Origin of the sequence: Solidesulfovibrio carbinoliphilus subsp. oakridgensis (assembly GCF_000177215.2) — a bacterium.
Taxonomy (GTDB): Bacteria; Desulfobacterota; Desulfovibrionia; order Desulfovibrionales; family Desulfovibrionaceae; genus Solidesulfovibrio; species Solidesulfovibrio carbinoliphilus.
Window position 1 is genome coordinate 3827839 of record NZ_CM001368.1, and the last position, 26527, is coordinate 3854365.

At 67.7% G+C, this 26527-nt stretch carries 24 protein-coding genes; 9 read left to right on the forward strand and 15 right to left on the reverse strand.

Translation table 11 applies throughout. From position 1 onward, the window contains the following. Positions 1–170: 170 nt before the first annotated feature. The 4 genes from DFW101_RS16775 to serB form a co-directional block, all read right to left on the reverse strand. Positions 171–512 carry a hypothetical protein gene (locus DFW101_RS16775; RefSeq protein WP_009182705.1) on the reverse strand — a complete coding sequence of 114 codons (342 nt, stop codon included), beginning with the start codon at positions 510–512 and terminating at the stop codon, positions 171–173. A gap of 109 nt (positions 513–621) precedes the next feature. Beyond that, on the reverse strand, positions 622–1413 hold the full coding sequence (locus DFW101_RS16780) for a prepilin peptidase (protein ID WP_009182706.1): 792 nt from the start codon (positions 1411–1413) through the stop codon (positions 622–624). Positions 1414–1844: 431 nt separating this feature from the next. Further along, positions 1845–2522, reverse strand: coding sequence for a phosphate signaling complex protein PhoU (gene phoU / locus DFW101_RS16785; RefSeq protein ID WP_009182707.1), 678 nt, complete (start codon positions 2520–2522; stop codon positions 1845–1847). A gap of 170 nt (positions 2523–2692) precedes the next feature. Beyond that, positions 2693–3913 carry a phosphoserine phosphatase SerB gene (serB, locus tag DFW101_RS16790; RefSeq protein WP_009182708.1) on the reverse strand — a complete coding sequence of 407 codons (1221 nt, stop codon included), beginning with the start codon at positions 3911–3913 and terminating at the stop codon, positions 2693–2695. A gap of 164 nt (positions 3914–4077) precedes the next feature. Between serB and DFW101_RS16795 the strand changes: the two genes are divergently transcribed. Both DFW101_RS16795 and DFW101_RS16800 read left to right on the forward strand, forming a co-directional pair. Then, positions 4078–4587 carry a hypothetical protein gene (locus DFW101_RS16795; protein WP_009182709.1) on the forward strand — a complete coding sequence of 170 codons (510 nt, stop codon included), beginning with the start codon at positions 4078–4080 and terminating at the stop codon, positions 4585–4587. A gap of 188 nt (positions 4588–4775) precedes the next feature. Continuing rightward, a complete protein-coding gene (locus DFW101_RS16800; RefSeq protein WP_009182710.1) occupies positions 4776–5006 on the forward strand; it encodes a hypothetical protein in 231 nt (76 codons plus the stop codon). A 227-nt stretch (positions 5007–5233) separates the two neighbouring features. Here the strand turns inward: DFW101_RS16800 and DFW101_RS16805 are convergent, their stop codons facing one another. After that, complete coding sequence (locus DFW101_RS16805) at positions 5234–7804, reverse strand: molybdopterin-dependent oxidoreductase (protein ID WP_009182711.1); 2571 nt, start codon at positions 7802–7804, stop codon at positions 5234–5236. Positions 7805–7920: 116 nt separating this feature from the next. Beyond that, a complete protein-coding gene (locus DFW101_RS16810; RefSeq protein WP_009182712.1) occupies positions 7921–8112 on the reverse strand; it encodes a hypothetical protein in 192 nt (63 codons plus the stop codon). A 143-nt stretch (positions 8113–8255) separates the two neighbouring features. Between DFW101_RS16810 and DFW101_RS16815 the strand changes: the two genes are divergently transcribed. Next, complete coding sequence (locus tag DFW101_RS16815; protein ID WP_009182713.1) at positions 8256–9389, forward strand: pyridoxal-phosphate-dependent aminotransferase family protein; 1134 nt, start codon at positions 8256–8258, stop codon at positions 9387–9389. Between the two features lie 120 nt (positions 9390–9509). Then, positions 9510–10682, forward strand: coding sequence for an integrase core domain-containing protein (locus DFW101_RS19240; RefSeq protein WP_009179523.1), 1173 nt, complete (start codon positions 9510–9512; stop codon positions 10680–10682). 187 nt (positions 10683–10869) lie between these two features. Here DFW101_RS19240 and DFW101_RS16820 read toward each other — a convergent pair whose 3' ends face one another. The 9 genes from DFW101_RS16820 to DFW101_RS16860 form a co-directional block, all read right to left on the reverse strand. Further along, positions 10870–11778, reverse strand: a complete 909-nt coding sequence (locus DFW101_RS16820) for a PP-loop family protein (protein ID WP_009182714.1) — start codon at positions 11776–11778, stop codon at positions 10870–10872. Positions 11779–12117: 339 nt separating this feature from the next. After that, a complete protein-coding gene (locus DFW101_RS16825) occupies positions 12118–12507 on the reverse strand; it encodes a response regulator (RefSeq protein ID WP_009182715.1) in 390 nt (129 codons plus the stop codon). 22 nt (positions 12508–12529) lie between these two features. Continuing rightward, a complete protein-coding gene (locus DFW101_RS16830; RefSeq protein ID WP_009182716.1) occupies positions 12530–13450 on the reverse strand; it encodes a sensor histidine kinase in 921 nt (306 codons plus the stop codon). Beyond that, complete coding sequence (locus DFW101_RS16835) at positions 13428–13820, reverse strand: response regulator (protein WP_009182717.1); 393 nt, start codon at positions 13818–13820, stop codon at positions 13428–13430. The genes DFW101_RS16830 and DFW101_RS16835 overlap by 23 nt, the downstream gene beginning before the upstream one ends. Before the next feature lie 68 nt (positions 13821–13888). Further along, on the reverse strand, positions 13889–15541 hold the full coding sequence (locus DFW101_RS16840; protein WP_009182718.1) for a sensor histidine kinase: 1653 nt from the start codon (positions 15539–15541) through the stop codon (positions 13889–13891). An 81-nt stretch (positions 15542–15622) separates the two neighbouring features. Beyond that, a complete protein-coding gene (locus tag DFW101_RS16845; protein WP_232286099.1) occupies positions 15623–17446 on the reverse strand; it encodes a sensor histidine kinase in 1824 nt (607 codons plus the stop codon). 207 nt (positions 17447–17653) lie between these two features. Next, positions 17654–18676 (reverse strand): peptide-methionine (R)-S-oxide reductase MsrB, encoded by a 1023-nt coding sequence (gene msrB / locus DFW101_RS16850; protein WP_009182720.1) that lies wholly within the window; start codon positions 18674–18676, stop codon positions 17654–17656. Between the two features lie 465 nt (positions 18677–19141). Beyond that, entirely contained in the window at positions 19142–20584 is a 1443-nt protein-coding gene (locus tag DFW101_RS16855; RefSeq protein ID WP_009182721.1) for a sigma-54-dependent transcriptional regulator, read from the reverse strand. Between the two features lie 13 nt (positions 20585–20597). Continuing rightward, the gene (locus DFW101_RS16860) at positions 20598–21392 is read right to left on the reverse strand and encodes a response regulator (protein ID WP_009182722.1); all 795 of its coding nucleotides are present in this window, start codon (positions 21390–21392) and stop codon (positions 20598–20600) included. 394 nt (positions 21393–21786) lie between these two features. On the opposite strand from DFW101_RS16860, the gene DFW101_RS16865 reads away from it, so the two are divergent. The 5 genes from DFW101_RS16865 (at position 21787) to DFW101_RS16885 (ending at position 26329) form a co-directional block, all read left to right on the forward strand. Next, complete coding sequence (locus tag DFW101_RS16865) at positions 21787–22695, forward strand: prenyltransferase/squalene oxidase repeat-containing protein (RefSeq protein ID WP_009182723.1); 909 nt, start codon at positions 21787–21789, stop codon at positions 22693–22695. Beyond that, entirely contained in the window at positions 22682–23707 is a 1026-nt protein-coding gene (locus tag DFW101_RS16870; RefSeq protein WP_009182724.1) for a DUF362 domain-containing protein, read from the forward strand. Before DFW101_RS16865 ends, DFW101_RS16870 begins: the two co-directional genes overlap by 14 nt. 60 nt (positions 23708–23767) lie before the next feature. After that, positions 23768–24673, forward strand: coding sequence for a ChaN family lipoprotein (locus tag DFW101_RS16875; protein ID WP_232286101.1), 906 nt, complete (start codon positions 23768–23770; stop codon positions 24671–24673). 385 nt (positions 24674–25058) lie between these two features. Then, on the forward strand, positions 25059–25826 hold the full coding sequence (locus DFW101_RS16880) for a hypothetical protein (protein ID WP_009182726.1): 768 nt from the start codon (positions 25059–25061) through the stop codon (positions 25824–25826). Beyond that, positions 25823–26329: a hypothetical protein gene (locus DFW101_RS16885; protein ID WP_009182727.1), complete on the forward strand. Its 507-nt coding sequence runs from the start codon at positions 25823–25825 to the stop codon at positions 26327–26329. Before DFW101_RS16880 ends, DFW101_RS16885 begins: the two co-directional genes overlap by 4 nt. The last annotated feature ends 198 nt before the right edge of the window (positions 26330–26527 follow it).

Sequence of the window (26527 nt, forward strand, 5' to 3'; positions counted from 1 at the left end):
AAAATTTTAACGTCTGGCCGCCAGACGGAAAGGGCCATGGCCCTTCCCGTCCCTTGGCCGCACCAGGGCCCGAAACCCGGGAACGGGCCGACGGGCTGGGCAGGCACCGGGTCTTCCATGCCGTCAGGTGCGCGGGGCTGGCGCCGCCTACGCCGGCTCCGCTCCCCCGGCTACTGGCCCGGATACTGGCGCAGGCACTGCTGTTCGCACAGGTCGCTGCCGTGCTCGACGATGACGCTGCAGGCCTGAAGCGAGGTCTGCTCGGAAAAGAGGTCGTCATGGGCCTTTTTGCAGGCCTCGCGGCAGGCGGCGGCCGAAGGATGCTTGGCCACGATCACGTCCTGGTAGGACTGGCAGATCTTGTTTCCGGCCTCGCAGGGCGCCGTGCCTTTCCAGGTGAGGCAGTCGCCGTAAAACGCGTCGGGCGAATACGGCTGGGGATGGGCCGTGCAGCCGCCGGCCATCAGGCAAAAGACGACGAGCAGCAGGGCCTGGCCAAGAGAACCGTGCATGGGTTCCTCCGTTTGCTGTAGGTTGGGCGACAGTCGAGGGGCCATCGCCTCCTGCCTACCACGTCACAAACGGAAAGAGCCAGCCTGAAGTCGTTTTTTGGGGCAAAAACTATCGTCCCGCCAGCAGACGGAACAGGGCCGGACCATAGAGGATCTGCACCATGGCCCCGAAACACAAAAACGGGCCGAAAGGAATAGGCATCGAGCGGCCCTTGCCCTGCCCCCGCACGTAAAAAGGACTGGCCACAAGCGCCGCTATGCTGCCAAGCAGCACGGAATACGGCAGTCCCAGCACCCCGAGGGCTCCGCCGATGGACAGCATCAGTTTCACATCCCCACCGCCCAGGCCGTCCACGCCCTTGGCCAGCCGGTAGCCCGTGGCCAAAAGCCAGAACACCCCGAAGCCCGCCGCCGCGCCAACGGCCGCCGACCACGGCCCGACCGCCGGATGCAACGCCCCGATGCCGATGCCGAGCACCGCTGCCGGATAGGTCAGGAAATTCGGTAGCAGGTAGACCTGGAAATCGATGCCCGAGGCCACGATGTAAAGCCCGCCCAGGGCCAGAAACGCCGCGAACCACGGCGTCGGCCCGAACTGCACGGCCAGGAGGCAGGCCCAGAGCCCGGACGTCAGTTCGATCAGCGGATAGAGGAGCGAGATCCGCTCCCCGCACCCGGCGCAGCGCCCCCGCAGCAGCACATAACTGACAACCGGCAACAGCTCCCACCACGAAAGCCCACGCCCGCAGCGCGGACAGTGCGACGCCGGCCGCACGATCGACGTGCCGGCAATGCCGCGCGACACGCACACCGAATAGAAGCTGCCGAGCACCAGCCCCAGCACGGCCGCAACCGCCGGGAAAAAATACGGGAAAAGGGAAAGTGGGATGTTTGACGGCATCCCGCCTTGTGTCGCGCCCGGCGCGCGGCGTCAAGGGTGGGTAGGAGAGGGGTGGGAGAGGGAGGGGTGGAGGAGGGAGGGGAGATGCCTCCGGCGGCCGGGGGCCGTCGACGCCCCCCGGACCCCCCGCACGGGGGGGGCGGGGGATGGGGAGGCGGGTGGACTGGTGGTCGTTGGCGGGTGTGCGTCGGTTTGGCCGGAATCGGACCGGCGACGCAGGCCGCAAAGCCGGCCAGCACGCCGGCCCGATTCCGGCCAAACAGGCCCGTCGCCCCGGGGACGGGGCGAGTTTAAAGGAATTTTACATTCCGGACATTCAAAAAAAAGCGCCGCCCACCAGCAACGCGGCCCGGCCGTCGCCCTCCCCGCTCCCGCACGCCCTATCCAGGGGTCCGGGGGGATGATCCCCCCGGCCGCCGGAGGCATTTTTTCTACACGCCGCCCGGCTGGGGCAGGCCGCACTTGTGCTTGTAGTCGATGGCCTTGCGGATGAAGATGGTGGATTCGGCGATGTTGGCGCACTGGTCGCAGATGCGTTTGAGGCTGTGGGCCACGAAGGATTGCTGCACGGCCCGTTCGACGGGTTTGGCTTCGCGGATCATTTCGCTGGTCACGTCGCGGAAGATGCGGACGTTGAGGTCGAGGGCGTCGGCGTTTTGCTGGATGATGCGCAGGGCCGCCTCGTCGTCGAGGTCCATGTAGCAGCCGACGCAGGCGCGGGTGAGTTCGAGGGCCAGGTCGGCCAGGTGGCGCAGGTTGCCGTGGACGGGCTGGCGGGGCTCGGTGGTGAGGACGAGGACGCGTTCGGCGATGTTGACGGCTTCGTCGCCAAGGCGTTCGATGTTGACGAGCATGCGCATGGACCCGACGATGAAGCGCAGGTCCTTGGCCACCGGGTGGTGCAGGGCCAGGATTTTCAGGCTTTCGGAGTCCACCCGGCATTCGAGGTCGTTTATTTCGCGGTCCGCGTCGATGACTTCGCGGGCCTTGCCGGCGTTGTGTTCGAGCAGGCTGGCCACGGCCTTGCGGACCGCGTCCTGGGCTAGGTGCATCATCTGGAGCACATCCACCTTGAGTTTGTGGATGGCGTTGTCGAGGGGGGTTTCCACGAGAGGCTCCCGGGTTTGCCGCGGGCTTTGCGTCCCGTGGCACCATGACGTTAACCCTTGTCACGAACCGTTTGGGGTGGCGGACTCATGCCGGAACTGTGACAATTCAGCGTGGGGCTGTCAATCGCGGCCCGGTCCTGTCGGCTCCGCCCGGGAGCGGGGCGAACAGGTTACGAAAGCGTGTCGCGGTCGCGCACGCCGACCAGATAGAGGATGCTGTCGAGGCCGAGGGTGGAGATGGCCTGGCCCGCGCCTTTTTTGACCACGGGCTTGGCGTGGTAGGCGATGCCGAGGCCGGCCATGCCGAGCATGGGCAGGTCGTTGGCCCCGTCGCCCACGGCGATGACCTGCTGCAGGGACAGGCCTTCCTTTTCGGCGATCATCCGGAGGATCTCGGCTTTTTTGGCGGCGTCTACGATTTCCCCCACCACCTCGCCGGTCAGTTTGCCGTCCTTGATTTCCAGTTCGTTGGCAAAGACGTAATCGATGCCGAGGCGTTCCTTGAGTCGCAGGCCGAAGTAGGTGAAGCCGCCGGAGATGATGGCGATCTTGTAGCCGAAGCGCTTGAGGTTGGCGATGAGGCGCTCGGCCCCGTCGTTGAGGGGAATCCGCCTGGCCACGGTTTCGAGGTTGTCGGCCGGAAGTCCCCGCAGCAGGCGCAGCCGGCGGCGCAGGCTCTCCTTGAAGTCGATCTCGCCACGCATGGCCAGTTCGGTGATGGCCGAGACCTGGGCTCCGACGCCGGCGGTCTTGGCCAGCTCGTCGATGACTTCGGCGGCAATGAGGGTCGAGTCCATGTCAAAGGCGACCAGCCGCCGGTTGCGGCGAAAGGCATTGTCTTCCTGGATGGCGATGTCGACGCCGAGTTCGGCGGAAATGGCCAGGAATTCGCTTTTGATGGCGGTCAGGTCGTCCGGGGTGCCGCGCACGGAAAATTCCACGCAGGCCATGCGGGGGGAATCGGCCTCGTCCAGGGCGGCCCGGCCGGAGAGCCTCGTGATGACGTCGATATTGAGCCCGTTTCGGGCGATGACGCCGGTGACGGCCGCGATGTGTTGGGCGTTTAGGCGCCGGGCCAGGAGCGTCACGATGCGGCGCTCCTTGCCCTGGGCGTCGACCCAGGAGGCGTAGTGCTCGGAGGCTACGGGGGTGAAGGTCAGGTTGACGCCGAGCTTGTGGCCGCAAAAGAGCAGGTCTTTTAAAAAGGGCGTGGATTCGGCCTCGGTCGGGACCTTGACCAGGATGCCAAGGGACAGGGTGTCGTGGATGACGGACTGTCCGATGTCCAGGACATCAGCCTTGTGCCTGGCCAGTTCGGCGGTGACGGCGGCGGTGAGGCCGGGCTTGTCGTCGCCGGAGACGCGGATGAGGATGATTTCGGGCTCGTGCATGGGGAGCCTATAGCGCCGGGTCGGCCGGCCGGCAAGATGGCGGCGGCCACATCCGGGGGCAAGACGCAGGGACCGGACGCGCGGACGCGGTGCGAGACGGGGAGGGCCCCGGCGGCCGGCCCGCCCCCCTTTCCCTTTGCCGCCGGGCCGGCTAGACTCGGGCCATGAGACCTTTTGCCCGACCCGGTTCCGTCTGGCCCAGGGCGGCGTTTTGCCTGGCGCTCCTTGCCTGCCTCGCCGCCTGCCCCCCGGCCGTCCGGGCCGGCGAGCCGCCGGCCATGGGCCGCTACGCCAACGCCAAATACGGCTATGCCATCGACTATCCCAAGGCGTTTTCTCCCCAGGGCGAGGCCGACGCCGGGGACGGGCAGGTGTTCCTGGCCCCGGGCGGAGCCGGGGAGATGCGGGTGTACGCGGCCTACAATGCTCTTGAGACGCCCTTTCGCGGGCGCTACCAGGAGAGCCTGGCGGCCCTGGGCGTGCGGCCGGTCTACACCCTTTTCCGGGAGGACTGGTTCGTGGTGTCCGGGATCGTCGGCGGCAAGGTCTATTATGAGAAAACGCTGGCCCGGGGGGACGTGTTTTTCACGGTGTCCTTCACCTACGACCCGGCCGCCCGGGCCCTGTTCGAGTCCGTCATCGGCCGGGTCATCAAGTCGTTTGCCGTGAAGTGAGGGCCGACCGGCGGCTGCGGAACGGGCGGCCCTTTTTTTGCGCGGATTTTCCTTTTCCCCAAGGCTGATTTCGGCTATTCTGAAAAAGAAACGGCTTCGCTTCGAGTCCGCCGTTTCCTTTCGTTTCACCGGGGCGTGGCCGACGGCGCTCGTCCCGCCTGCCCCTCTACCCCCAACCTGGAGGACCAGTGGCCAAAAACGCCTACACTTTCGCAAAGCGCGCCAAGGAGTTGGCCAAGAAGAAAAAGAAGGAAGAAAAAGTCCAGCGCAAGACCGCGCGCGGGGACAACGAGGAAGGGCCGTACTTCGACGAAGCCACGGGCCAGATCGTCTACCCCGAAGGACAGCCGGCTCCCGACGGCGAAAACGACGCCACGACGGCCGGGGATTCCGAGCCGGCCGAGAAACCCGCTCCCTAGACCGCATCCCGACCGTTGCCGCTTTCCGTGCGGAGTGTCTCGAAAACCGGCCCTGCGGATTCCGAGAGCGCGACCAACGCCGCCCCGTCGCCCATCGCCAGGCGACGGCGGCGTCGCGCCCGGCCCGGCCGACCAGGCCAGCCGGGCCGAATCGGGCCAGACACGCCGCCACGGAGGCCGCCGGCCGCAAGGCCGGTCCGGCAGCCCCCGTTCCTTCCCGCTTCCGACTATCCGCCCGAACGTGCGTCCGAGGGCTGTTCCCCCAGCAGCGGCAGCCGCCGCAGCCGTCGGCCCGTGGCCGCGAACAGCGCATTGGCCACGGCCGGGGCCAGCGGCGGCACTCCGGGTTCGCCGACGCCGGTCGGCGGAGCGTCCGACGGCAGGATGACCACGTCCACTGTCGGCATCCGGTCGAAGCGCAGGATGGGATAGCGGTTGAAGTTCTCGGGCACGGCGCCGCCGTTCTCAAGGACCAGGGCCTCCTCCAGCACGGCCGACAGCCCAAGGGCGATGCCGCCTTCCATCTGGGCGGCCACGATGTCCGGATTGACCACCACCCCGCAGTCCACGGCGCAAGTCACCCGCGTGACGGCAAAGGTGCCGTCCTTTTGCGCCGCCACTTCGGCCACATGGGCCACGTAGGTGTCGAAGGACCGGTGCACGGCCAGGCCCCGGCCGTGGCCGTCTGGCAGGGGCGCGCCCCAGCCGGCGGCCTTGGCCGCGGCGTCGAGGACGGCCAGCCGCCTCGGATCGCCGGCCAGGAGCTCCCGTCGGTAGTCCAGGGGATCGCGCCCGGCGGCATGGGCCGCCTCGTCCACGAACGATTCCACGGCAAAGGCGGTGTGGGAGTGGCCGACCGAGCGCCACCAGAGGACCGGCACCTTGGCGGTCGTGGTGTGGAGTTCCACGGCCAGGTTGGGGATGGCGTAGGCCATGTCCGAAACGCCCTCGACCGAGGTCACGTCCACCCCGTCCTTGATGAGGGCCCCCTCGAAGGGCGTATTGACGTTGATGGACTGGCCGGCGATCCGGTGTTGCCAGGCCGCAAGCCTGCCGTCGGTGTCGAGGCCGGCCTCGACCTTGTGGAGCATCATCGGCCGGTAGCGGCCGCCGCGCAGGTCGTCGCCCCGGTCCCAGACCAGATGGATGGGCACCTTCTTGCCGAGGGCCTTGGCCACGTGCACGGCCTCGACGATGTAGTCCGAACCGGGGTTGGCCCGACGGCCGAAGCTGCCGCCGGAATAGAGGGTGTGGATGGTGACGGTCCGCTTGTCGGCCAGGCCCGCCGCCTGGGCCGCGTTTTCCTGGTCCACGGTCTGGAACTGGTCGCCGGCGTAGATTTCGAGCCCGTTCTCGGTGAACCGGGCCACGCAGTTGAGCGGTTCGAGCGGGGCGTGGGCCAGGAACGGGGCCTCGTACACGGCGGAAAGCCGCGTGGCCGCGCCGGACAGGGCGGCCTCCACGTCGCCGTCGCGGCGCACGGCCCCCCCCGGGGTGTCAAGCAGGGCGAGGTACTCCCGGCGCAGGTCGGCCGTGCCCCGGGTCTCGGCCCCGGCGTCGTCCCACTGGACGGTGAGGGCGCGCCGGCCCTCCAGGGCCGCCCAGGTGTTTTCCGCCACCACGGCCACCCCGGAGGGGATCTCCACCACGTCGGTCACGCCGGAGACGGCCAGGGCCGGGGCCTTGTCAAAAGAGGCGACCTTGCCGCCAAAGCGCGGCGGCCGGGCCACCACGGCCGTCTTCATGCCCGGCAGGCGGACGTCCAGGGCGAAACGGGCCGCGCCCGACACCTTCTCGGCAATGTCGAGCCGGGGCGGCGAGGTGCCGATCAGGGTGAAAGCCGAGGCCGGGGTCAGGGGCGGATCGGCCGGCGGGGCGACGGTTGCCGCCCGGGCGGCCAGTTCGCCAAACGTGGCCTGTCTGCCCGAGGCCTCGTGCCGGATGACGCCCTTTTCCACCCGCAGCTCCCCGGCCGGCGCGTCCAGATGGTCGGCCGCCGCCGCCAGCAGCATGGCCCGGGCCCCGGCCCCGGCCTGGCGGTACTGGGTGTAGGAATTGGCAATGGCCGTGCTGCCGCCCGTGCCCTGCATGGGGCCGAACACGAGATTGTTGTAGACCCGCTCGTCGGCCGGGGCATGGGCGGCCCGGATCTGGCCCCAGTCGGCTCCGAGCTCCTCGGCCACCAGCGTGGCCAGGCCCGTCAGCACGCCCTGGCCGGTCTCCAGGTGCTTGGAAAGGACGGTCACGGTGCCGTCCGTGGCCACGGAAACGAACGGGTTCAGGGCAAAGGTCTCGGCCGGGGTGTCGGCCTCGGCCGGGGTTGGCCAGGGCGGCGGGGCGGGACGTTCGCCGGCCTTGATGGACGCGGCCAGGAGGATGGCGGCCTTGATCCGCTGGTAGGTGCCGCACCGGCAGATGTGGCGGCGCATGGCCTTGGCGATGTCCGCCTCGGACGGGCGCGGGGTTTCGTCCAGAAGGGCCACGGCCCGCAGGATCTGTCCGGGCTGGCAGTAGCCGCACTGGGGGACTTGCGCTTCCCGCCAGGCCGCCTTGACCGGATGGTCCTCCGGGATGCCCTCGATGGTGACAATAGTGGTTCCGGCCGCAGCCTTGGCCGGGAGCCCGCAGGACGGGCGGGGCTTGCCGTCGACCAGCACGGTGCAGCCCCAGCACTGGCCGATGCCGCAGCCGAATTTCGGGCCGGTGATGCCGAGGACGTCGCGCAAGACCCACAGCATGGGCATGTCGTCCGGCACGTCCAGGTCGTGGCGATGGCCATTTATGGTCACTGCGATCATGGGAGCCTCCATAGGAAAAAATAGAGATACCCTGCAGTATCTCCCCTAGGAGGTCGCCCGGGGCAGGTCAAGCGGAGTCACGGCGCCACCGGGGCGCGTGACGGTGCGGCGCGGGCTTAGGGCAGCAGGAAGGACGGCGTTTTCTGCCGGAAGGTGCGAAAATCCTGCCGGCCCGCGATCTGGGTCAGACGGTCGTTGTTCTCCCGGTTATAGAGCCGTTCGAGCTCGCCCGTGCCCACGGGGGCGCAGGCGGCCAGGGACGCCAGGGCGGCAAAGGCGGCAAGGACAAGGGCAATGGTGCGCGGCATGGCCGGATCTCCTTTCTGGCCGATTTTTCCGGCCCACGGCAATGTTGCAGATTCCATGCCCGCCGGCCGGCCAGGACCGGATTGCCCGCCACCCCGCTTTGCCGTAAAGTCCCGGCCTCACCGCAAACAGGGGGAATCCTGCCATGACCGACGCGCCTTTTCCGGAACTCAAACTCTTCATCACCGGCCCGACCTACATCCGGCCCGAGGTGCGCGCGGCCGGGGCCCTGGCCGAATTCGGCCACCGCGACAGCGAAAACGCCAAGCGGTTCCGGCCCATCTTCGAGGACCTCGGCCGCATCGCCGACCTGCCGGACGACTACAGGACCATCCTCTTTCTGGGCTCGGGCTCCACGGCCATGGAGGCGGCCATCCGGTCGCTGGTAGGATCGGATGAGACCGTGCTCCACGTGTCCTGCGGCGCGTTCGGCGACCTGTGGCACAAGATTTCGCTCGAAAACGGCAAGAAGGCGGCCCTTTTGTCCGTCGCCCCGGGCCAGGCTCCGGACGCGGCGACCCTTGAGGCGGCCATGGCCGAGCACCGGCCGGCCGTGGTCGCCATCACCCACAACGAGACCTCGACCGGTGTTACGGCCGACATCGTGGCCCTGTGCCGGGTGGCCAAGGCCCACGGGGCCCTGGCCCTGGTCGATGGCGTCAGCATCTTCGGCGGGGCCCCGAGCGACATCGCGGCCTCCGGCTGTGACATGTACTGCACGGCCACCCAGAAGTCGCTTGGGCTCCACGCCGGCTTCGGCATCGGCTTCGTCAGCCCGGCGGCCATCGACAAGGCCGGCCACGTCACGGCCCGGGGCCACGCGACCGACATCCTCGCGCACCTCGGCCCCGCGGCCAAGTTCCAGACCCAGTCGACGCCCAACGGCGCCCTGGGCAATCAGATGTACGTGCAGCTCGAATATATCGTGAAAAAAGAGGGGATCGAGGCCCGGTTCGCCCGCCATGCGGCCATGCGGGACACGGCCGTGGCCTTTGTGGAGTCGTTGCCCGGGTTCGAGCCCTTTGCCCCGGCCGGCTTCCGTTCGCCCACCGTGACCACGGCCCTGGTGCCGCAGGGCATGACCCATGCCGACCTCAAGACCGTCAAGGAACGGATGCGGGCCCGGGGCTACCTGTTCGATCCCGGCTACGGGAAGCTCAACGAAGCCCTGGAGGCGGCCGGTCGCCAGCCGATCTTCCGCATCGGCCACATGGGCGACATCAGCCCGGACATGCTCGGCGCCTACCTCTGCGTCCTGCGCGAGGTGCTTTTAAGTTAGAGAGAAGAGGGAAGATGCCTCCGGCGGCCGGGGGGGATCATCCCGGTATGAACCGGGTACATGATTGACAGAACGGACCGGGTACATGGTTGACACTTTTGGGCAGAGGAGGAAGCTCCAATGCCCTGGAAAAAGGTCAATCCGATGGAAGAACGCGCCCGGTTCATTGTGGAGTTGTCGCAGCGACGGGAATCATTTGCAGCCTTGTGCCGCAAGTATGGGATCAGTCGCGAAACGGGTTACAAGTGGCTGCGCCGCTATCAGGCAGGGGAAGGGCTTGGGGAACGAAGCCGCGTTGCCCGGCATTGCCCGCACAAAACACCTGATGCAGTCGTCACGTTATTACTCGCATTGCGACAGGAGAATCCCTACTGGGGTCCCAAAAAGCTCGTCAGGCTTCTGCAAGATGTGCACGGCATAGAGTACCCACCGGCCAAAAGTACAGCCGGCGACATTTTGAAACGGCACGGATTGATCACCGCCACAAAAGCAAAGCGCCGTCAGTCAGGAGGCCGGTTGCGGCGAGAGGATCTCCGGCAGCCCAAACAGGCAAATGATGTTTGGAGTGCGGATTACAAGGGCTGGTTTCGCCTGGAGGACAGGAGCATTTGCCATCCTTTGACAATCAGTGACATCTTTAGCCGCTATGTCTTAGGGTGTTACGTCTTTCCTACGCAGACGCTTGAACGAACAAAAGAGGCGATGCGGCGGGTGTTTATGCGATACGGCCTGCCACGCGCCATCCGCGTGGACAATGGGACTCCGTTTGGTTCGACCGGGATCGCAGGTTTGACCGGCTTAAGCGTCTGGTGGCTCCAGCTGGGTATTGTCGTGGACTTCATCGCGCCTGGAAAGCCCGAGCAAAATGGCTGCCACGAAAGAATGCATCGGACCTTGAAACTGGAAGCCACTATCCCGCCTTCGGCGAATCTGCGGGAGCAACAAGAACGATTGGAGTCCTGGCGGGAGCGATTTAATAGCCATCGTCCCCATGAAGCACTTGATCAGGCCACGCCGGCTTCAATCTACCGGCCTTCGTCCCGGCGGCTGCCTCGAAACGAACCATGCTTTGAGTATCCCTCCTCTTTCGAAAGTCGGACGGTTCGCCGGGATGGGATGTTCAACTGGGAAGGCAGGCAGATTTTTCTCGGCGAGGCATTTGCGAAATGTCGCATCGGCCTGACCAGAAATTATGATGATCGTTGGCTGGTTTATCTTGGAGAGCACCTGCTCGGCGGGTTTTGCCCCAAAGACCCCAAACGGGTGGTTCCGGTTCGATCCCTGATCAGCTAAAAAGTGTCAGGGATGTACCCGGTCCAAACTGTCAACGATGTTCCCGGTTGCACACCCCCCCGGACCCCCTGGAAGGGGGCCAGATCCCCGCGCCCTTTGCGGAGCCCATCAAAAGTTTTTGGGAAGGGGTCCGGGGGAACCTTTTTTTCAAAAAAGGTTCCCCCGGCCGCCGGAGGCCTTCTCTGCGTCAGGCGCCGGCCGCCGCCACCTGGGCCCGGATGCGGCAGACGCCGCAGACCTCGCCGGACGACGGATAGCCGCACTCGGAACAGGCGTAGAGCGTGTCCATGCCGTTGCGGCTCGTGCCCGTGAACTGGGGTCTCCCTTTTTCCAGAAAGGCTTCGTAAAAGGCCGTCTTCTGGCCGGGGCTCCGGTCCTCCAGGTCGGCGAAAAGCTTCTTGTGGCCCGTGAAGCTGGCCCCGCCGCTGTAGGGGCAGGCCGCCTTCCAGTGGTCGATGCCCTTTAGAAAGCAGTAGGCCGCCGTCTCGAACTCGGTCACGCGGTAAAGGGGCTTGATCTTGCGGACAAACCTGCCCTCGGCCGGGAGCGTCGGGCCCTGGCTGCCGAGATAGGTCGCGTCCCAGCGCAGGACGTTGGCGAAAAGCCGGGCCACCTCGTCGTCCAGGTTGTGGCCCGTGGCCAGGGCGGCGTAGCCGTTCTCGTAGGCGAAACGGTTGAAGTAGTGGCGCTTGATCTTGCCGCACACGGCGCAGATGGGCCGGCGCACCGCGTCCTTGACCTTGGGGATGGCCAGGCCCACCTCGGCTGTCCGTAACACGTGGAGCCTGAAGCCGTTGTCCCGGCAGTACGATTCCGTGCGCTCGCAGACCGGATCGGACGAATCCGGGATGCCGAGGTGCACGTGCAGGCCGTCCACGTCGTGGCCGAGGTCGGACAGGACGCGCATCAGCGCCAGGGAATCCTTGCCCCCGGACACGGCCACCAGCACCTTCTCGCCGGGCTGTATCATGGCGTGGCGGCGGATGGCCGTCTCCACCTGCTTGCGGAAAAAAAGCTCGAAACAGTCCGGGCAAAAGCCGGTGTGGTGGCTCGGCAGCTTCACCGCCGCCAGTTCGCCGCATCGCTTGCACTTCATGGATAGATCCTTGGCAGGAGGGGAGAGGAATCGGGGGAGGGAACCCCTTTTTGCAAAAAGGGGTTCCCTCCCCCGAACCCCCACCCTCCCCAAAAACTCTTCAAGGGGTGGAGCGGGGCGCTTTGTCTTGCAGCCGCGCCCGATACATAAAAAAACGCTGTCGGATTCCTACGCTTTCGCTGGGAAAAATCCAACCCTCTGCCCCGCCCCCGGACGACGAGCGTCCGCAAATGACCGCCCTTCCTCCCGCGTCCGCTTCTCCCTATTCCCGTCCAGGGGGTCCGGGGGGGGTGGAAAATCCCCCCCAGCCGCCGGAGGCATCTTAAATTACTTCCTCTCTTACCTGGGCCGCGTGGCCTGGCGGCGGTCGTAGACGGCGCGGATGGCGCCTTCGAGTTCGTCGGTGGGGCAGGGCTTGAGGAGATAATCGGCCGCGCCGCCGGCGATCATGGCCGAGGCGATGTCGACCGAGGCGTGTCCGGTCAGGATGAGGACTTCGGCTTCGGGGCAGGCGGCGCGCAGGAGCGGCAGGGCCTCCTGGCCGGAGAGGCCCGGCATCTTGACGTCAAGGACGATGACGTCGGCCGGGGCGGCGCCAAGGAGGGCCAGCGCCTCCTGGCCGCCGCCGGCCGTGCGCACGGCAAAGCCGTGGCGGGTGAGGAGCTTGGCCAGGGTGTCGCGAAACCGCTCCTCGTCGTCCACGATCAGCACGCGGATGGGATCGGCCATGGTCTCGTTCTCCGTAGGGTGGTTAGAGGGGCAAGGTGACGGTGAAGGCCGCGCCCTGGCCGGGCCGGCTTTCGGCGGCAAGGGTTCCGCCCAGGCGGGTGACGATGCCGTGGGCCAGGGACAGGCCAAGGCCCGTGCCCTTGCCAGGTTCCTTGGTGGTGAAAAAAGGATTGAAGATTTTTTGCATGTTTTCCGGCGGGATGCCGCAACCGGTGTCGCGGACCTCGATGCAGATGGTTTTTTCGTCCCGCCGGGTGGAGACGGTGATGGTGCCGCCTTTGGGCGTGGCGGCCAGGGCGTTGGTCAGGAGGTTCAGGATCACCTGGCGCAGGAGCGGCACGTCGGTGCGGATGGGCGGGAGGCCCGGGGCGTAGTCGCGCACGATGGCAAGGCCCCGGCCCGCGGCCTCGCGCTCGGCCAAAAGGGCCATGTCCTCGATGACCTGGTCGAGGGCCTCCTCCTGGAGCACGGGTTCCATCTTGCGGGCGAAATTGAGAAGCTTGTGGGTGACGAGCCGGCAGCGGTCCACCTGCCTGCCGATCTCGGCCAGGGAGTCCCGGGCCTCGGCCAGGTCGGCGGCCGTGACGTCCGGGCCCTCTCCGGCGATCTCGCGCACCAGATCGAGTTCCTGGGTGATGATGGCCAGCGGATTGTTGATCTCGTGGGCGATGCCCGAGGACAGCTCGCCGATGGCGGCCAGCTTCTGGGACTGGAGGAGTTGCAGGTCCAGCTCGTGGACCTCCCGCTCGCCGCGCCGCACCCGCCGGGCCAGGACCAGGGCCGACCCGATGCAGACCGCGCCCGCGAAAAGGGCCAGTCCGACGCCGACGTGGGGCGGCGCGGCCAGGGCCAGGAGCACCGCCGCGCCGGCCAGGGCCGGCGCGAGGAGCGTGTGGGGCCAAAGCGGCGGGGTGCGGCCGTCAGCCGTTGCGCTGGGATTCATGGAGTTGTTTGCGCTCGTAGGCTTTGCGGGCTTTTTCGAGCAGTTCCCCGAAATCCACGGGTTTGAGCACATAGTCGTAGGCCCCGAGCGACATGCCCTGCATGCCGGCCTCGACCGAGGCATGGCCGGTCAGGATGATGACCTCGACCAGGGGGTGGCGCTTTTTGATTTCCTTGAGCACGGTCAGGCCGTCCATGCCCGGCATGCGCATGTCGAGGATGACCACGTCGAAGTCTTGCCGGTCCAGGTGGGCCAGGGCCTCGGCCCCGCTCGCGGCGGCCGTGACCGGGATCTGGCGGTAGGTGAACCGCTTGACCAGGGTCTCGATGAAGTCGGCCTCGTCGTCCACGGCCAGTACGCGAAGTCCCATCCATGCCTCCCGGGGCGGGTTGGTGTCGGATTGCCGCAAGTCGGGGCCGGTTTTGGCGCTCCCCGGCCTCACGCGCCGACCGGCAGGGTGATGTGGAAGGCCGTGCCTCGGCCTTCCTCGCTGGTCACCTCGATGCGGCCCCCCAGCTTCTTGATGATGCTGTAGCTGATGGTAAGGCCCAATCCCGTGCCCTCGCCCACTTTTTTGGTCGTGAAGAAGGGGTCGAAAATCTTGGCCATGGCTTCCTTGGACATGCCCTTGCCGGTGTCGGCGATGACGATTTCCACTTCCGGGACGTCGGGCGCGGCCCGGGTGGTCACGGTGATGGAGCCGTTCTTGTCGATGGCGTCGATGGCGTTGTCCATGATGTTCAAAAAGACCTGCTGGAGCTGGGAGGTGTCCGAGGCGATGCGGGGCAGGTCTTTCTGGTAGTCGCTTAAAAAGGTGATGCCCCGGAAGCTGGCCTCGTTTTCCAGAAACGACCGGGTCTGGTCCAGGAGCAGGTTGACGTCGATGTCCTCCTGGGTCGGCTCCATGCGCCGGGCGAAGCCGAGGAGCCGGTGGGTCACGTCCTTGGCCCGGCGGACGTGGAATTCGATCTTGGCCACCGCGTCCTCGAACTCCTGGAAATTGGGACTGGCCTTGATGTCCTCTTCGCCTAAGAGGTCGCGCATCCAGCCGGCCTTTTCCATGATGATGGCCAGTGGATTGTTGACCTCGTGGGCCACGCCGGCGGCCAGCTTGCCAAGGGCGGCCATCTTGCTCGACTGGGTGAGGGAGGCGTCCAGGGTGGCCTTTTCCCGCTCGGCCCGGATGAGCTCCCGGACCGTGCCGTTGGCGATGAAGACCGCGCCGCCGATGATGACCAGGGTGCCCCCGGAGAGGAGCAGGATCAGGAGCCACCGGGCACGCAGGACCGGCAGGAGCTCCTCGCGGGGGTCGTCCTTGATGATCAGCAGCCAGTCTTTGTGGTTGAGCCAGGCCATGGCGTAGAGCGAGGTCTGGCCGTCAATGGTCAGGCTTTCCACCCGGGTGCCGGAAAAATGGGGGATCTCCGGAAAAATCAGGGTGTCGAAGAGGGCGTGGCCGAAGCGCGGCTTGGTCTGGAGCACGTGGTCCGAGGAGAGGATGAAGGCGTCGCCGGACTTGCCGAGGTGGATGCTCCGGACCAGGGAGTCGAAGATGTCGGAGTCGATGGCGGCCCGCAGGACCCAGGTTTTGTCGCCCTCGCGGCGGCTGACGGCGATGTTGAAATGGGGGTATTTGCGGAACCCGAGGAAGACGTCGCTGACGTGGATGCCCTTGGCCATGACCTGGTGGAACCATTCCTCGTGGCTGTAGTCGATGCCGCGCAGCTTGTAGGGGCCGACGTAGGACACGCAGATGCCGTTCTGGTCGATGACCTGCAGGTCGAGGAAGGATTTGCCGTGCAGCTGGAGCACGCCGAAGATGTGTTCCAGGTAGGGATCGGTGGACAGTTCCCGGTAGGATTCGGTCTGGGCCAGGGTGGAAAGCTGGGCCATCCGTTCGGCCAGGAACAGGTCGATGGTGACCTTCTTGTTTTCCACCAGGTTGCTCAAGCTGCCGTACACTTTATCGGAATAGGTGTCGTAAAAGCGGTCGTAGAGGGCTAGGCCCAGGCTGAACAGGGGAATGAAGGAGAAGGCCAACGTGATGGCGACGAGTTTCAGGCGCAGCTTGCCGAGTTCGTCCTGGATCATGGAATCGCCTCGATGTTGTAAATCGCCAGCCGCACCCTAGCAAAGGCTTCCGGCGAAGCAAAGCGGCCCGCCCGCCGGTCGTCAGGCCGCTTGGGACAGCGGCACGGTAAAAGACACTTCGCTGCCCCGCCCCGGCTCGCCGGCGATGCGGATGCGGCCGCCGTGGAATTCGACCACGGCCCGGGAGGCGGCCAGGCCTATGCCGAGTCCGGGCATTTTGCCGGTCAGGTTGTCCCCGAGCTGCAGGAATTTCTCGAAGACCGCCTCGCGCATTTCCCGGGGAATGCCCCGGCCGGTGTCTTCCACGCTGATGACGGCCATCCCGTCCTCGCTCCTGGCCCGGCAGACGATCTGCCCGGCCTCGGTGAATTTGACGGCATTGGAAAAGAGGTGGCGCAGCACGTAGACGATGCGTTCCCGGTCGCAGCGCAGCGGCGGCAGGTCGCTCTCGATGTCGCGCAGAAACAGCAGACCTTTTTGGGCCATGGGTTCGAGAAACGGCTCCACGGCCCGGTCCACCAGGTCGGAAACGGCCACCGGGCCCATGGTCAGGGCGGCGGCCCCGGATTCGAGGGCCGCCAGTTCCAGGACGTTTTCGATGAGCTTGGCCAGCCGCCGGCCCTCTTCGAGCATGATGGCCAGGTTTTCGTGGAACCGGGCGCATTCAGCGGCCACGTCCGCGTTTTTGGCGACATAGTCGGCCAACACGCCCCGTTCGAGCCGCCGGATCATGACCTGGGCGAAGCCGACCATGGAGGTCAGCGGTGTTTTCAGTTCATGGGAGACGAGGCTCAGGAAATTGGATTTGACGCGGCTTAGGTCCTCGGCCCGCCGGCGGGCTTCCCGGGCGCGCCGGGCCTCCTCGGCGGCCTCGCGTTCCTTGCGGGTCACGTCGAGGATGGTGGCGACCAGATGCCTTTCCATGCGGCTCAAGTCTTCGGCCAGGGCCCGGAACTCGCCGGAAAAGGCGGCCGGATCGAGGTTGGTTCCCTCGCCCCGGGCCACCCGCCGGGCATGGCGGCCGAGGATGGAAAGGGGGGTGGCGACCGACCGGAACACGGCCCAGGCGGCCAGGGCCACCAGGGCGACGATGGCGGCCTGGATGCTCCAGGCCGCCAGGGTGGCCGTGGCCGCGATGTCCCGGCGTCTGGTTTCGTAGTGGGCGCGCAGGGCTTCGGTCATGGGTTCGAGGTCCCTGGCCGCGGCCACGAAGATGGCGCTGGTGGAGCCGAGGTCCTCGAGCCGGCCGGCGTAGACGCCAAGGGCCTCCCGGTAGGCGGCCAGGGCCGTGGCCGTGTCCGCGTCGCCCGGGCCGCCGTCCTCGGCCCGTTGGTGCAGGGCCGCGACCTCGGCCTCCAGGCGCCGCAGGGAATCGGGGTTGTCGGCGGCCAGCCACCGCTTTTCCAGGCGGCCAAGGCGCGCGAGCCCCCGGCGCAGGTCCGGGGAGACGGCCTCCAGCCGTTCCAGGGCCTGGGACCGTTCGAGAAAGAGGGCCGCCGGCGCGTCCACGCCCGAGGCGTCGGGATTGCCGGCCATGGCTTCAAAGCCGGTCTGGTAGGCGCCGAGCAGCCGCAAGGCCGCGTCGCAGGCCTGGGCGTTTTCGGGGTCGAGGTGGCGGATGGCCCGGATGGACTGGCTGGCCGCCTGCTGGTGGCGGCCGACCAGGGCCAGCACGGCCGGGTCGTGGCGCAGGAAGTAGTTTTTTTCCTGCCGGCGCATGCCGAGGGCCTCGATCTGGGCGGTGACGGCCAGGCGTTCGAGTTCGAGGGTGCGTTCGATGCGGCGGCCTTCGAAGACGTCGACGGCGAAGACCAGGAGGAATCCGGCCAGGATGCAGCCGAAAAGCGCCCAGAGCTTGTGTTTGACGCTTATGGCCACGGATGTTCCCCGGTGTTGGGCACGCACGTCTCCTGTCGGTCGGTGCTGGCGGCGCCGTGGTGGCGGCCCGCCCGGGCTTTTGCGGCACGGTGCGGAGAAAAACTAGCCCATCTATCCGGGGTTTTCCAGTGGTTTGTTCCCTGTTTCACATGCCGGCGGGGCCGGCAAAGGCGGGAGCCCCGGGACGGCGGATGCCGTCCCGGGACCGGGGGATGGAGGGGAGGGAAAGCGGAGTTATAGGAAGTCCTTGCCGAATTCGCCGTAGCCCGCGCTTTCGAGGTCGTCCTTGGGGACGAAACGCAAGGCGGCGGAATTCATGCAATACCGTAGCCCTGAAGGGGGCGGGCCGTCCGTGAAGACGTGCCCGAGGTGCGAGTCGCCGTGGCGGCTGCGCACTTCCGTGCGCGTGGAGAAAAACCGTTTGTCCTCACGCGTCACGATGTTTTCCGGAACCAGCGGCTTGGTGAAGCTCGGCCAGCCCGTGCCGGAATCGAATTTGTCGCGGGAGCTGAAAAGCGGCTCCCCGGACACCACGTCCACGTACAGCCCTTCGGCCTTGCTGTCCCAGTAGGCGTTTTCAAAGGGCGGTTCGGTTTTTTCCTTCTGGGTGACGTCGTAGGCCAAGGGGGCCAGGCGTTGGCGCAGGGTGGCGGCATCGGGCTTGGCGAACCTGCGCCAGTCGCCGCTCGTCCCGGAGGTCGCGGCCGGCTGGGCCTTTGGGCCCCAGACCTGTTCGAGGAACCGGTCCCGGCCGGAAAACCGCCGGTAGGTCTCGTACTGGAGTTTGTGGGTCTTGGCGTAATTCTGGTGGTAGTCCTCGGCGTCCTGGAAAAAGGCGAAGGGCAGGACCGCCACGGCCAGGGGTTCGTCAAAGGTGCCGGAGGCGGTGAGCCCGGCCAGGGCGGCCTCGGCTTCGCGTTTTTGCGCCTCGGTATGGTAGAAGACGGCCGGCCGGTACTGCCGGCCCCGGTCCGCGAACTGCCCGCCCGGGTCGGTCGGGTCGATGTGGCGCAAAAAGACGTCCAGGACCTGGCGGTAGCTGATCCGCCGGGGATCGAAAAAGACCTGCACCGCCTCGTAGTGGCCGGTGCGGCCCGAGGACACCCGCTCGTAGTCGGGTTGGGGCTCGGTGCCGCCGGTGTAGCCGGAAACCACCCGGACAACGCCCGGGAGTTTGGCCAGGTCGGATTCCACGCACCAGAAACAGCCGCCGGCGAGGGTCGCCACCTGCGACAGATTTTCCTGGGTGTTCGGCATGGTCTCCGTCCTTGTCCCGGCCAACCGCCCGGTTGGCGGTTGGGTCCGTGGTTTTCGCTTTGACGCGGCAGCGGCCCGTCCGCCTGGCGTCGTGACCGGGGCGCGAGGCGGAGGGCAGCCGCCTTGGCACCGTTCGCTCCGTGGGGTCCTTGAGGCAGCGCCCCGGTGGCGCCTTCTTTACAAAAGCCGGGCCAAAGCGGCTCCTCTTTAATATTCCGGTATTGTTTGATAAAAAAGAGCAGCCCTCGAAGGAGGGCCTGGTGATTCCTCTTTTATAGGAGTCGTCAGGCAGGAATGTGGATGCCGGGCCGTGGCGGCCGGAGGAAACGGAAGAAGCGGGGGAGGTGTGGCGTCGCCGGGGTGTCGGGAGAAGCCGCGTGGCGCGTTCTCGAAATTCGTGCGTACGAATTTCGAGAATAAGACATTTAAATAACTAATTTTTCATGAAAAATAGCGACATGTTTTTCAGCGAACGCCACCCGAGAGGCTAAGACGCAGGCCGTGCTTGCGCAAAAGTCCGTAGAGGCGCGACTGGCTCAGGCCCGACAGGTTCATGGCCGCGCGCACGTCGCCGGAAGAGGCCCGGGACAGGGTTTCGAGATAGACCCGCTCCACCCGGGCGTGGGCCGCGTGCTTGTAGGCGTTCCACTCGAGGGTGGCGGGCCCCTGGCCCGGGCCGTCGGTTTCGGGCAGGGCCTGGGCCGGCGGCTGGCCGGCGTCGTATTCCCGCTGGCCGCGCGCCACCCTGGACCGCACGAAATGGACCCGCAGGTCGCGCGGCAGGTGCGAGGGCAAAAGCTCGGACTCGAGCGGCGCGGCCGCGACCAGGGCGTCAAGGACGTGGGCCAGCTCGCGCACGTTGCCCGGCCAGTGGTACTGGGTGAACAGATCGACGAGTTCCGGGGCCAGGGTCTTGAGCGGCAGCTTGGCCGTGCGGCAGATGCGCGTCAGGTGGTGCTCGGCCAGTTCCGGCAGCTCGTCCAGGATGTCGCGCAGGGGGGGCAGGCGCAGCGTGACGGCCCGGATGCGGTAGAAGAGGTCCTCCCGAAAGGTCCCGGCCGCGACCATGTCCAGCAGGTCGCGGTTGCTGGCGCAGACCAGCCGGAAATCGACAGGGATTTCGCGGTTTTCCCCGAGCGGCCGGTAGGTGTGGCTTTCGAGGAGCCGCAAAAAGCCCTTTTGCATCTCCAGGGACAGCTCGCTGACCTCGTCGAGAAAAAGCGTGCCCCCGTGGGCCCGGGCCAGCAGGCCCGGGGTGTCGCCCGAGGCCCCGGTGAAGGCCCCCCGGCGGTGGCCGAAAAGCTCTCGGGCCATGATGGACTCGGTCAGGCCCGCGCAGTCCACGACCACGCAATCGGCCCCGGACCGGGGGCTGTTCTCGTGGATGGCCCGGGCGAAAAGCTCCTTGCCCGTGCCGGTCTCGCCAAAGAGAAGCACGTTGGCCTGGCTCCTGGCCGCCCGGCCCATCTGGCGCAGGGTCCGCTCCATGACCGGGCCGCTGCCGATGATGCCGGCCCGGCGCACGGGCAGGGAGTCCTGCTTTTTTTCGCGAAAGCGCAGGGCCCGCAGGCAGGCCAGGCGCAGGGCCTCCTGGCTGGCTTTTTTCTCGATGTAGTCCCAGGCCCCGCTCAAAATGGCCAGTTCCGCGCCGTCCGGGTCGCCGGCCCCGGTGATGATGACCACCTCGGGCTCGCTCGGCAGGGCACGAAGCCTGGGCAGGAGGTCCAGGCCCGAACCGTCCGGCAGGCGCACGTCCAGGAAGATCAGGTCGAAATCCTCGACCCCGGCCCGGGCGGCCGCTTCGGCCATGGTGGCGGCCCGCACGGCGGTGTGCCCTTCGGCGGCCAGCAGCCGGGCCAGAAATTCCCGGAAAAAGGCGTCATCGTCGATGACCAGGATGTTCGCCATGGCGTCGGCCCGGTCAGGGCGTCCCGCAGGAGAGGTAGGGGTGGGCTCGCACGGCGCAAAGGACCGTGGCCAGTTCCCGGTCGGCCAGGGCATGGTGGGCGCGGCAGGCGGACAGGTTGCCGGTCAGGCAGGCCTCCTGGAGCGCTTTCATGGTTTCGTGCAACCGCTTGGCCCGCAACGGTCCGGCCATGCCGGCCAGGTCATGGGCCAGGGCCATGGCCGCCTCGATGTCGCCCGCCTTGATGGCCTCGCCAAGGTCCTTCCCCTTGGGCTCGGCCAGGTCCAGAAACAGGGCGAGCATTTCCGCGGCGAATTCCTTGCGGCTCTCCCGGGTGAAGGCCGACAGGTCGAACGCCGGCGGTTCGGGGGATCGGGGGTCGCGTTCCGGCCGCCTCCGTTCGACGGCGCGGGCCACGGCGGCCAGAAGCTCCGGCACGCGGACGGGTTTGGCCAGATGGTCGTCCATGCCCGCCTCCAGGCACCGCTCCCGGTCCTCGGCCATGGCGAACGCGGTCAGGGCCAGGATGGGGATATGCGTCGGATTGGCCGTCCCGCACTGTCCGGCCCGGACGAGCCTGGTCACGGCCAGGCCGTCCATGTCCGGGAGCTGGACATCCATGAGGACCACGTCGAACGGTTCGCGGGAAAGCGCGTCCAGGGCCTCGCGGCCGTTGCCGGCCGTGGCCGGCCGGTGGCCGAACTTGCGCAGCAGATGCAGCATGTACAGCCGGTTGACATCATTGTCGTCAACCACCAGCACGGCCAGGGAAGGCAAATCCTGATCCAGACCATGAGCGTCTTTGGGCACACCCGCTCCTTGGGGCAAAAAGGCATTCCAGGGTTCAACATACGAGGCTTGCCGAAGGTAACACACAATGTTCCAATATCAAGTCCTGCGAGGAAGGTCGATGGTCCGGAATGCGCTCGTCTATAAATAATGGAATCTGCCGTCCCGGACCGGCCGGAAAATACGGTCCCACGGTCGGGAAGACCGGGCCGGCCGAAACGGCCTGGGGCCAACCTTTTGCGCTACGAGAGTGTGGGCCAAACCTTTCCTGCCCCCTGGGGGCCGGGCCGCGGCCGGCCAGGATGCGGCCCCGGCATGGTTCCTGCTTGGTCTTCGGGCCAGGCCCGCCTTGCCGCCCCGCCCCTTGCCCCGGAGCTTTGCGGCATTATGCTTGGGCCAAGCCAACGGAGACCGGATGGATACAAACGACCTGGCCCCTGCCTACGCGGCCCTGCTGGCCCGGGCCCTGCCGGACGGTTCCTTTGCCGTGGCCCCGGGGGCGGCCGCGCGCCCGGACGCCACGGCCTGGGCGGCCCTGGCCCTTTACGCCGCCGGACGGGCGCCGGACGCCGTGGCCGGGGCCCGAAAGGCCCTGGCCGAGGCCCAGCGGCCGGACGGCCGGGTGCCGATTCTGGCCGAACGCCCGGAAGCGGCCTGGCCCACGGCCCTGGCCCTGCTCGCTTGGCGGCCCGACCCGGCCTTGGCGGGACCGGTCCGGTCCGCCGCCGCCTGGCTGGCCGGGCATCCGGGCGCGACCTGGCCGAAAAGCGAAGGCGGCATTTTCGGGCACGACCCGAGCCTCAAGGGCTGGTCCTGGATCGACGGGACGCACTCCTGGGTCGAGCCCACGGCCCAAGCCATGCTGGCCCTGTCCGCCCTGGCCGAACCCCCGGCCGGGGCCCTGGCCGAAGCCGGCCGGATGCTCCTCGACCGCCAGCTCCCGGACGGCGGCTGGAACTACGGCAACACCAGGGTCTTTCAGAATACGCTTTTGCCCATTCCCGAGTGTACGGGCCATGCCCTGGCCGCCCTGGCCGTCCTGCCCGGCGGCCCGCCCCGGCAGGCCGTGGCCAAGAGCCTGGCCTACCTGGCCGGCCCGGAGTGCGCGGCCGCCACACCCCTGGCCGCCGCCTGGCGGGCCTTTGGCCTCGGGGCCTACGGCCAGGCCGGACCGGAGGTGCTCGGCAATCTGCGCCTGGCCCTGGCCCGCCAGGACCGCTACGGCCCGTACGACACGCCGCTTCTGGCCCAACTCCTGGCCGCCGCCGGAAGCGGCGGCCGTTTCGAGGCCCTGTGGGGCGGAGGGAAGCATGACACGGCCTGACACACCGGCCTGCCCCCGGTTTTCCCGGCGGCAGGCCGTCAAGCTGCTGGCCGCCTCCGGCCTCGTGGCCGCCGGGGCGGGCCTTGGCTGCGACACCGCCGTCGACGGCCGGCCCAAGACCCCGGTCTTTGTGGCCAAGGCGTCCGACTACGGCGCGGACCTTGGCGGCATCCTGCGCCGGGGCCTGGCGGAGCTCGGCGTCACGCCCGGGGAGGTGGCCGGCAAGCGGGTGCTTTTAAAGCCCAATCTGGTCGAACCCCACGCCGGGGCCGGCCACATCAACACCCATCCGCTGGTGGTCCGGGCCGCGGCCGAAGCCTTTCTGGCCCTGGGCGCGGCCGGGGTGGTGGTGGCCGAGGGGGCCGGACACCGCCGCGACGCCTGGCTGGTGCTTGAGGAATCGGGCCTGGCCGACGTCCTGGCCGAGGACCGGCTCGCCTTCCGGGACCTCAACACCGGGCCCGTCCACCGGGTGAAAAACCAGGGCAGCTGGAGCAGGCTTGGCGACCTGTGGCTGCCGGACGCCCTCGGCGAGGCGGACCTGGTGGTGTCTTTGGCCAAGATGAAGACCCACCACTGGGCCGGGGCCACGCTGTCGATGAAAAACCTTTTCGGCGTCATGCCGGGCGTGGTCTACGGCTGGCCCAAAAACGCCCTGCACTTCGCGGGCATCGAGCCCTCGATCCTGGACATCAACGCCACGGTCCGTCCGGCCCTGGCCATTGTGGACGGCATCGTCGGCATGGAGGGCGACGGGCCCATCATGGGCGATCCGGTCCCGGCCGGGGTGCTGGTCATGGGCCGCTCGGCCGTGGCCGTGGACGCCACCTGTTGCCGGGTCATGGGCATCGACCCGGACCGCCTGGGCTACCTGCGCGAGGCGGCCGGCCGGCTCGGACCCATCGCCGCCGGCCGCCTCGAACAGCGGGGCGAGGACCCGGCCGCCGTGCGCCGCGATTTCGCCCTGCTCGATTACGTGCCGGCCCAGCAGGGGATCAGGCTGGCCCGGTAGGGCCGCCTGGACGGTTGCATCGGCCGGGCGGTGTGGTAGCGTGGGGGGATGCGCCGCCCCTTGCCCCTTTTTTCGCGCCGGGCCGCATCGAGGTCCCGGCTTGCGCCCCTGGCGTTCGTCACGGCGGTCTCCCTCTTTGCGGCCGCCGCCCTGCTCGTGGCGGCCTTCCTGGCCGGCCGGTCCTGCGCCCGGGGAGGGGACAGCCTGCTCGACGTCCACACCGGGGCCTGGCTGCCGCTTGGCCGGGTGGCCGAGGACCTGGCCCGCTGCCGGCTGGTGGCCGTGGGCGAGACCCACGACGATCCGGCCCACCACCGGCTGCAACTGGACGTGATCCGGGCCGTGGCCGCCACCGGGGCCCGGGTGTCGGTGGGCCTCGAGATGTTTCCGGCCGGGGAGCAGGCGCTTCTGGACGGGTATCTCCTCGGGCGGGTGGACGAGGAGGTCCTGGAAAAAGCCTTTGCGGCCTACTGGGGCCACACCTTTGCCCTTTACCGCGACATCTTCCGGACCTGCCGGCAGGCGGGCATCCCGCTCGTCGGCCTGAACGTCCCCCGGGGCCTGACCCGCAAGGTGGCCCGGGAGGGATTCGCCGCCCTGACCCCCGAGGAGCGGGGGGGGCTGCCCCTGGTGGCCTGCCAGGTGGACCGGGACTACGAGGCGTTTTTGCGGCGCGTGGCCGGCGACCATGCCGGAGGCACGGATTTTCGGTATTTCTGCGAGGCGCAGGTGGTCTGGGACACGGCCATGGCCGTCTTCGCCCGGGACTACCTCGCCGCCCACCCGGGCCGGGTCCTGGTCGTCCTTTGCGGCACGACCCACGCCTGGAAGCGGGGCATGCCCTATCAAGTGCGGCGCCTGGCCCCGGACCTGCCCCTGCGCGTCATCCTGCCGGAGATTCCGGGCCGCATCGAGCCGGCCACGGCGGGCCCTGGGGACTGCGATTATTTGGCCGCCGTTCCCTGAGGGATTGCAGGCGGATACCCCGTCGGACCGCTCCGAAGGGACTTGCCATATCGCCGGTTTACCCTTACCTGATGACGTGGCCGGGATGTCGGGAAAGAAGAGGGCTCCCCGTGGCGGGAGGCCTTGCCGGACGGCGTCTTTCGGGGCGTCGTGGACGGCGAAACGTTTCCCGGCATTCGTTCGAATCGGCGCAGGCCAACCGCTCGGGACGCCGCCCGCCGGCAGCGGCCGGGCCGGCGGCCAGGAGTGGTCACCATCCCGGTCTTCCCCGCAACCTCGTCCCCGACGTTGCCCGACGTCCCCGTGGCCCCCGCTTGCCGGGCGCCACGGGGCGGTTTGAGTATGGCACGCCGGCCCGCTTGCCCGGCAAGGTAGAAAAGACTCTATGGATACCCCGCAAGACAACGATGCCACCGAAGCCAAGGCCGGCCCGTCCGTTCTCGGCGGCTTCGGCATGGCCCTTTCCGACAGGGAAAAAAAGAACCTGCTGACCTTCCTCTCCATCGGGGTCATCCTGGTGGAATTCGCCGTCACCATCGCCGCCGTGTGCTACGGCATCATCAATTCCCAGAAACTGCCCGACGGCACCATCCAGTTCCGCTTCCCCTGGATTCCCTACGCCGTGGCCCTGATCCTGGCCCCGGTGGCCATCATGTTCGTGGTCAACATCATCGGCATGGGGTTCACCCGCTTTTTCAAGGGCGAGCCGGCCATGGACGAAGAGCACATGCGCTACATGCCGGAGCGGCTGCGCCGGCTGATCAGCCTGTCGCGGGGGCTGCCGACCATCATCCTCCTTGGCGGCATGATCCTTCTCGGCGCGGCGCTCTACTACCTCGACGCGGTCATCCAGATGCTGCTGCGCATCGGGGACCACGTGGAGGTCATCGCCCCGTGGGTGATGCTCGGGCTGGTGGCGGCCTGGTGCCTGAGCTACCTCGTGCGCATGTGGTTTCTCTACAAGACCCGGCGCATGCAGGAGGAATACGCCTTCCGCCGCGAGGTGCTCGAACGCACGGGCATCGTGATCGTGGACGGCCGCAAGCACATCGCCGCCGACGGCCGGACCCTCGGCGCGCAAAACGCCCTGCCCGGCCGCATCATCGACGTGCTGCCGCCCGGGGAGTCCGACACGGACAAGGATGTCTCATGACCGACGACCAGAGAACGGCCGCCCTTTGGGAGCAGGCCAAAAACGCCTTGTTGCGGCGGGTGGCCCGCACCGACGACGCCGGCCGGGCCGAGGCCCTGGCCGCCTTTGTCGGCATGGCCCGGCCGGATCTCGGGGCCGAGGCGGTCCGGGTGGTGGCCGAGACCACGCCGCGCCTTTTGCCGTCGCTGACGGAAAAGTGGATTGGCCTGTTCGTGGACAGGCTTTTCGAGACCGTGCCGCTGCCCCAGATCGAGATGCTTTGCGACGGCACCGAGGAGAACGAGGCCGCCCTGGCGCTGGCCTACGTGATGTTTCTCGAATCCGAGCGCATGGAAAAGCAGATGGCCGAGGATCTGGCTGCCGTGAACCTGCCGGCCGGCGAGGGCGGCGGCGACCTGGCCGCCGATGTCTGCCGCCGCCTGGCCATGGTCGAGGAAAAACGCCGCCAGGACAGCTGGCAAAAGGCCGAGGCCTACAAGGCCGCCCGGGGCAAGGCCAACTGAGCCGCGTCCTCTGACCGGCCCCGGCCGGGACGCCTGTCCCGGCCGGAGTCGGTTTCCCAAAGGCCCTTTACAGGGGCGGCCTCCCCCGCTACCGTCTCTTCACCCCCTTCGCCCGGATGACCAGACCGTCGTCCGGCCTTTCCGCTTTGTCCCGCTCCGAATCCTTCCGCCCGTTTGCGCGAAACACCGACTTTGCGA

What these genes read in the sequence shown, in the direction of transcription:
- DFW101_RS16870 (WP_009182724.1), top strand. Translation starts at nt 22,682, where the DNA reads ATGACACGGCCTGACACACCGGCCTGCCCCCGGTTTTCCCGGCGGCAG.
- DFW101_RS16840 (WP_009182718.1), bottom strand. Translation starts at nt 15,541, where the DNA reads ATGATCCAGGACGAACTCGGCAAGCTGCGCCTGAAACTCGTCGCCATC.
- DFW101_RS16880 (WP_009182726.1), top strand. Translation starts at nt 25,059, where the DNA reads ATGGATACCCCGCAAGACAACGATGCCACCGAAGCCAAGGCCGGCCCG.
- DFW101_RS19240 (WP_009179523.1), top strand. Translation starts at nt 9,510, where the DNA reads ATGCCCTGGAAAAAGGTCAATCCGATGGAAGAACGCGCCCGGTTCATT.
- DFW101_RS16810 (WP_009182712.1), bottom strand. Translation starts at nt 8,112, where the DNA reads ATGCCGCGCACCATTGCCCTTGTCCTTGCCGCCTTTGCCGCCCTGGCG.
- DFW101_RS16825 (WP_009182715.1), bottom strand. Translation starts at nt 12,507, where the DNA reads ATGGCCGATCCCATCCGCGTGCTGATCGTGGACGACGAGGAGCGGTTT.
- DFW101_RS16805 (WP_009182711.1), bottom strand. Translation starts at nt 7,804, where the DNA reads ATGATCGCAGTGACCATAAATGGCCATCGCCACGACCTGGACGTGCCG.
- DFW101_RS16795 (WP_009182709.1), top strand. Translation starts at nt 4,078, where the DNA reads ATGAGACCTTTTGCCCGACCCGGTTCCGTCTGGCCCAGGGCGGCGTTT.
- DFW101_RS16815 (WP_009182713.1), top strand. Translation starts at nt 8,256, where the DNA reads ATGACCGACGCGCCTTTTCCGGAACTCAAACTCTTCATCACCGGCCCG.
- DFW101_RS16780 (WP_009182706.1), bottom strand. Translation starts at nt 1,413, where the DNA reads ATGCCGTCAAACATCCCACTTTCCCTTTTCCCGTATTTTTTCCCGGCG.
- DFW101_RS16820 (WP_009182714.1), bottom strand. Translation starts at nt 11,778, where the DNA reads ATGAAGTGCAAGCGATGCGGCGAACTGGCGGCGGTGAAGCTGCCGAGC.
- DFW101_RS16855 (WP_009182721.1), bottom strand. Translation starts at nt 20,584, where the DNA reads ATGGCGAACATCCTGGTCATCGACGATGACGCCTTTTTCCGGGAATTT.
- serB (WP_009182708.1), bottom strand. Translation starts at nt 3,913, where the DNA reads ATGCACGAGCCCGAAATCATCCTCATCCGCGTCTCCGGCGACGACAAG.
- msrB (WP_009182720.1), bottom strand. Translation starts at nt 18,676, where the DNA reads ATGCCGAACACCCAGGAAAATCTGTCGCAGGTGGCGACCCTCGCCGGC.
- DFW101_RS16775 (WP_009182705.1), bottom strand. Translation starts at nt 512, where the DNA reads ATGCACGGTTCTCTTGGCCAGGCCCTGCTGCTCGTCGTCTTTTGCCTG.
- DFW101_RS16865 (WP_009182723.1), top strand. Translation starts at nt 21,787, where the DNA reads ATGGATACAAACGACCTGGCCCCTGCCTACGCGGCCCTGCTGGCCCGG.
- DFW101_RS16830 (WP_009182716.1), bottom strand. Translation starts at nt 13,450, where the DNA reads ATGAATCCCAGCGCAACGGCTGACGGCCGCACCCCGCCGCTTTGGCCC.
- DFW101_RS16885 (WP_009182727.1), top strand. Translation starts at nt 25,823, where the DNA reads ATGACCGACGACCAGAGAACGGCCGCCCTTTGGGAGCAGGCCAAAAAC.
- DFW101_RS16835 (WP_009182717.1), bottom strand. Translation starts at nt 13,820, where the DNA reads ATGGGACTTCGCGTACTGGCCGTGGACGACGAGGCCGACTTCATCGAG.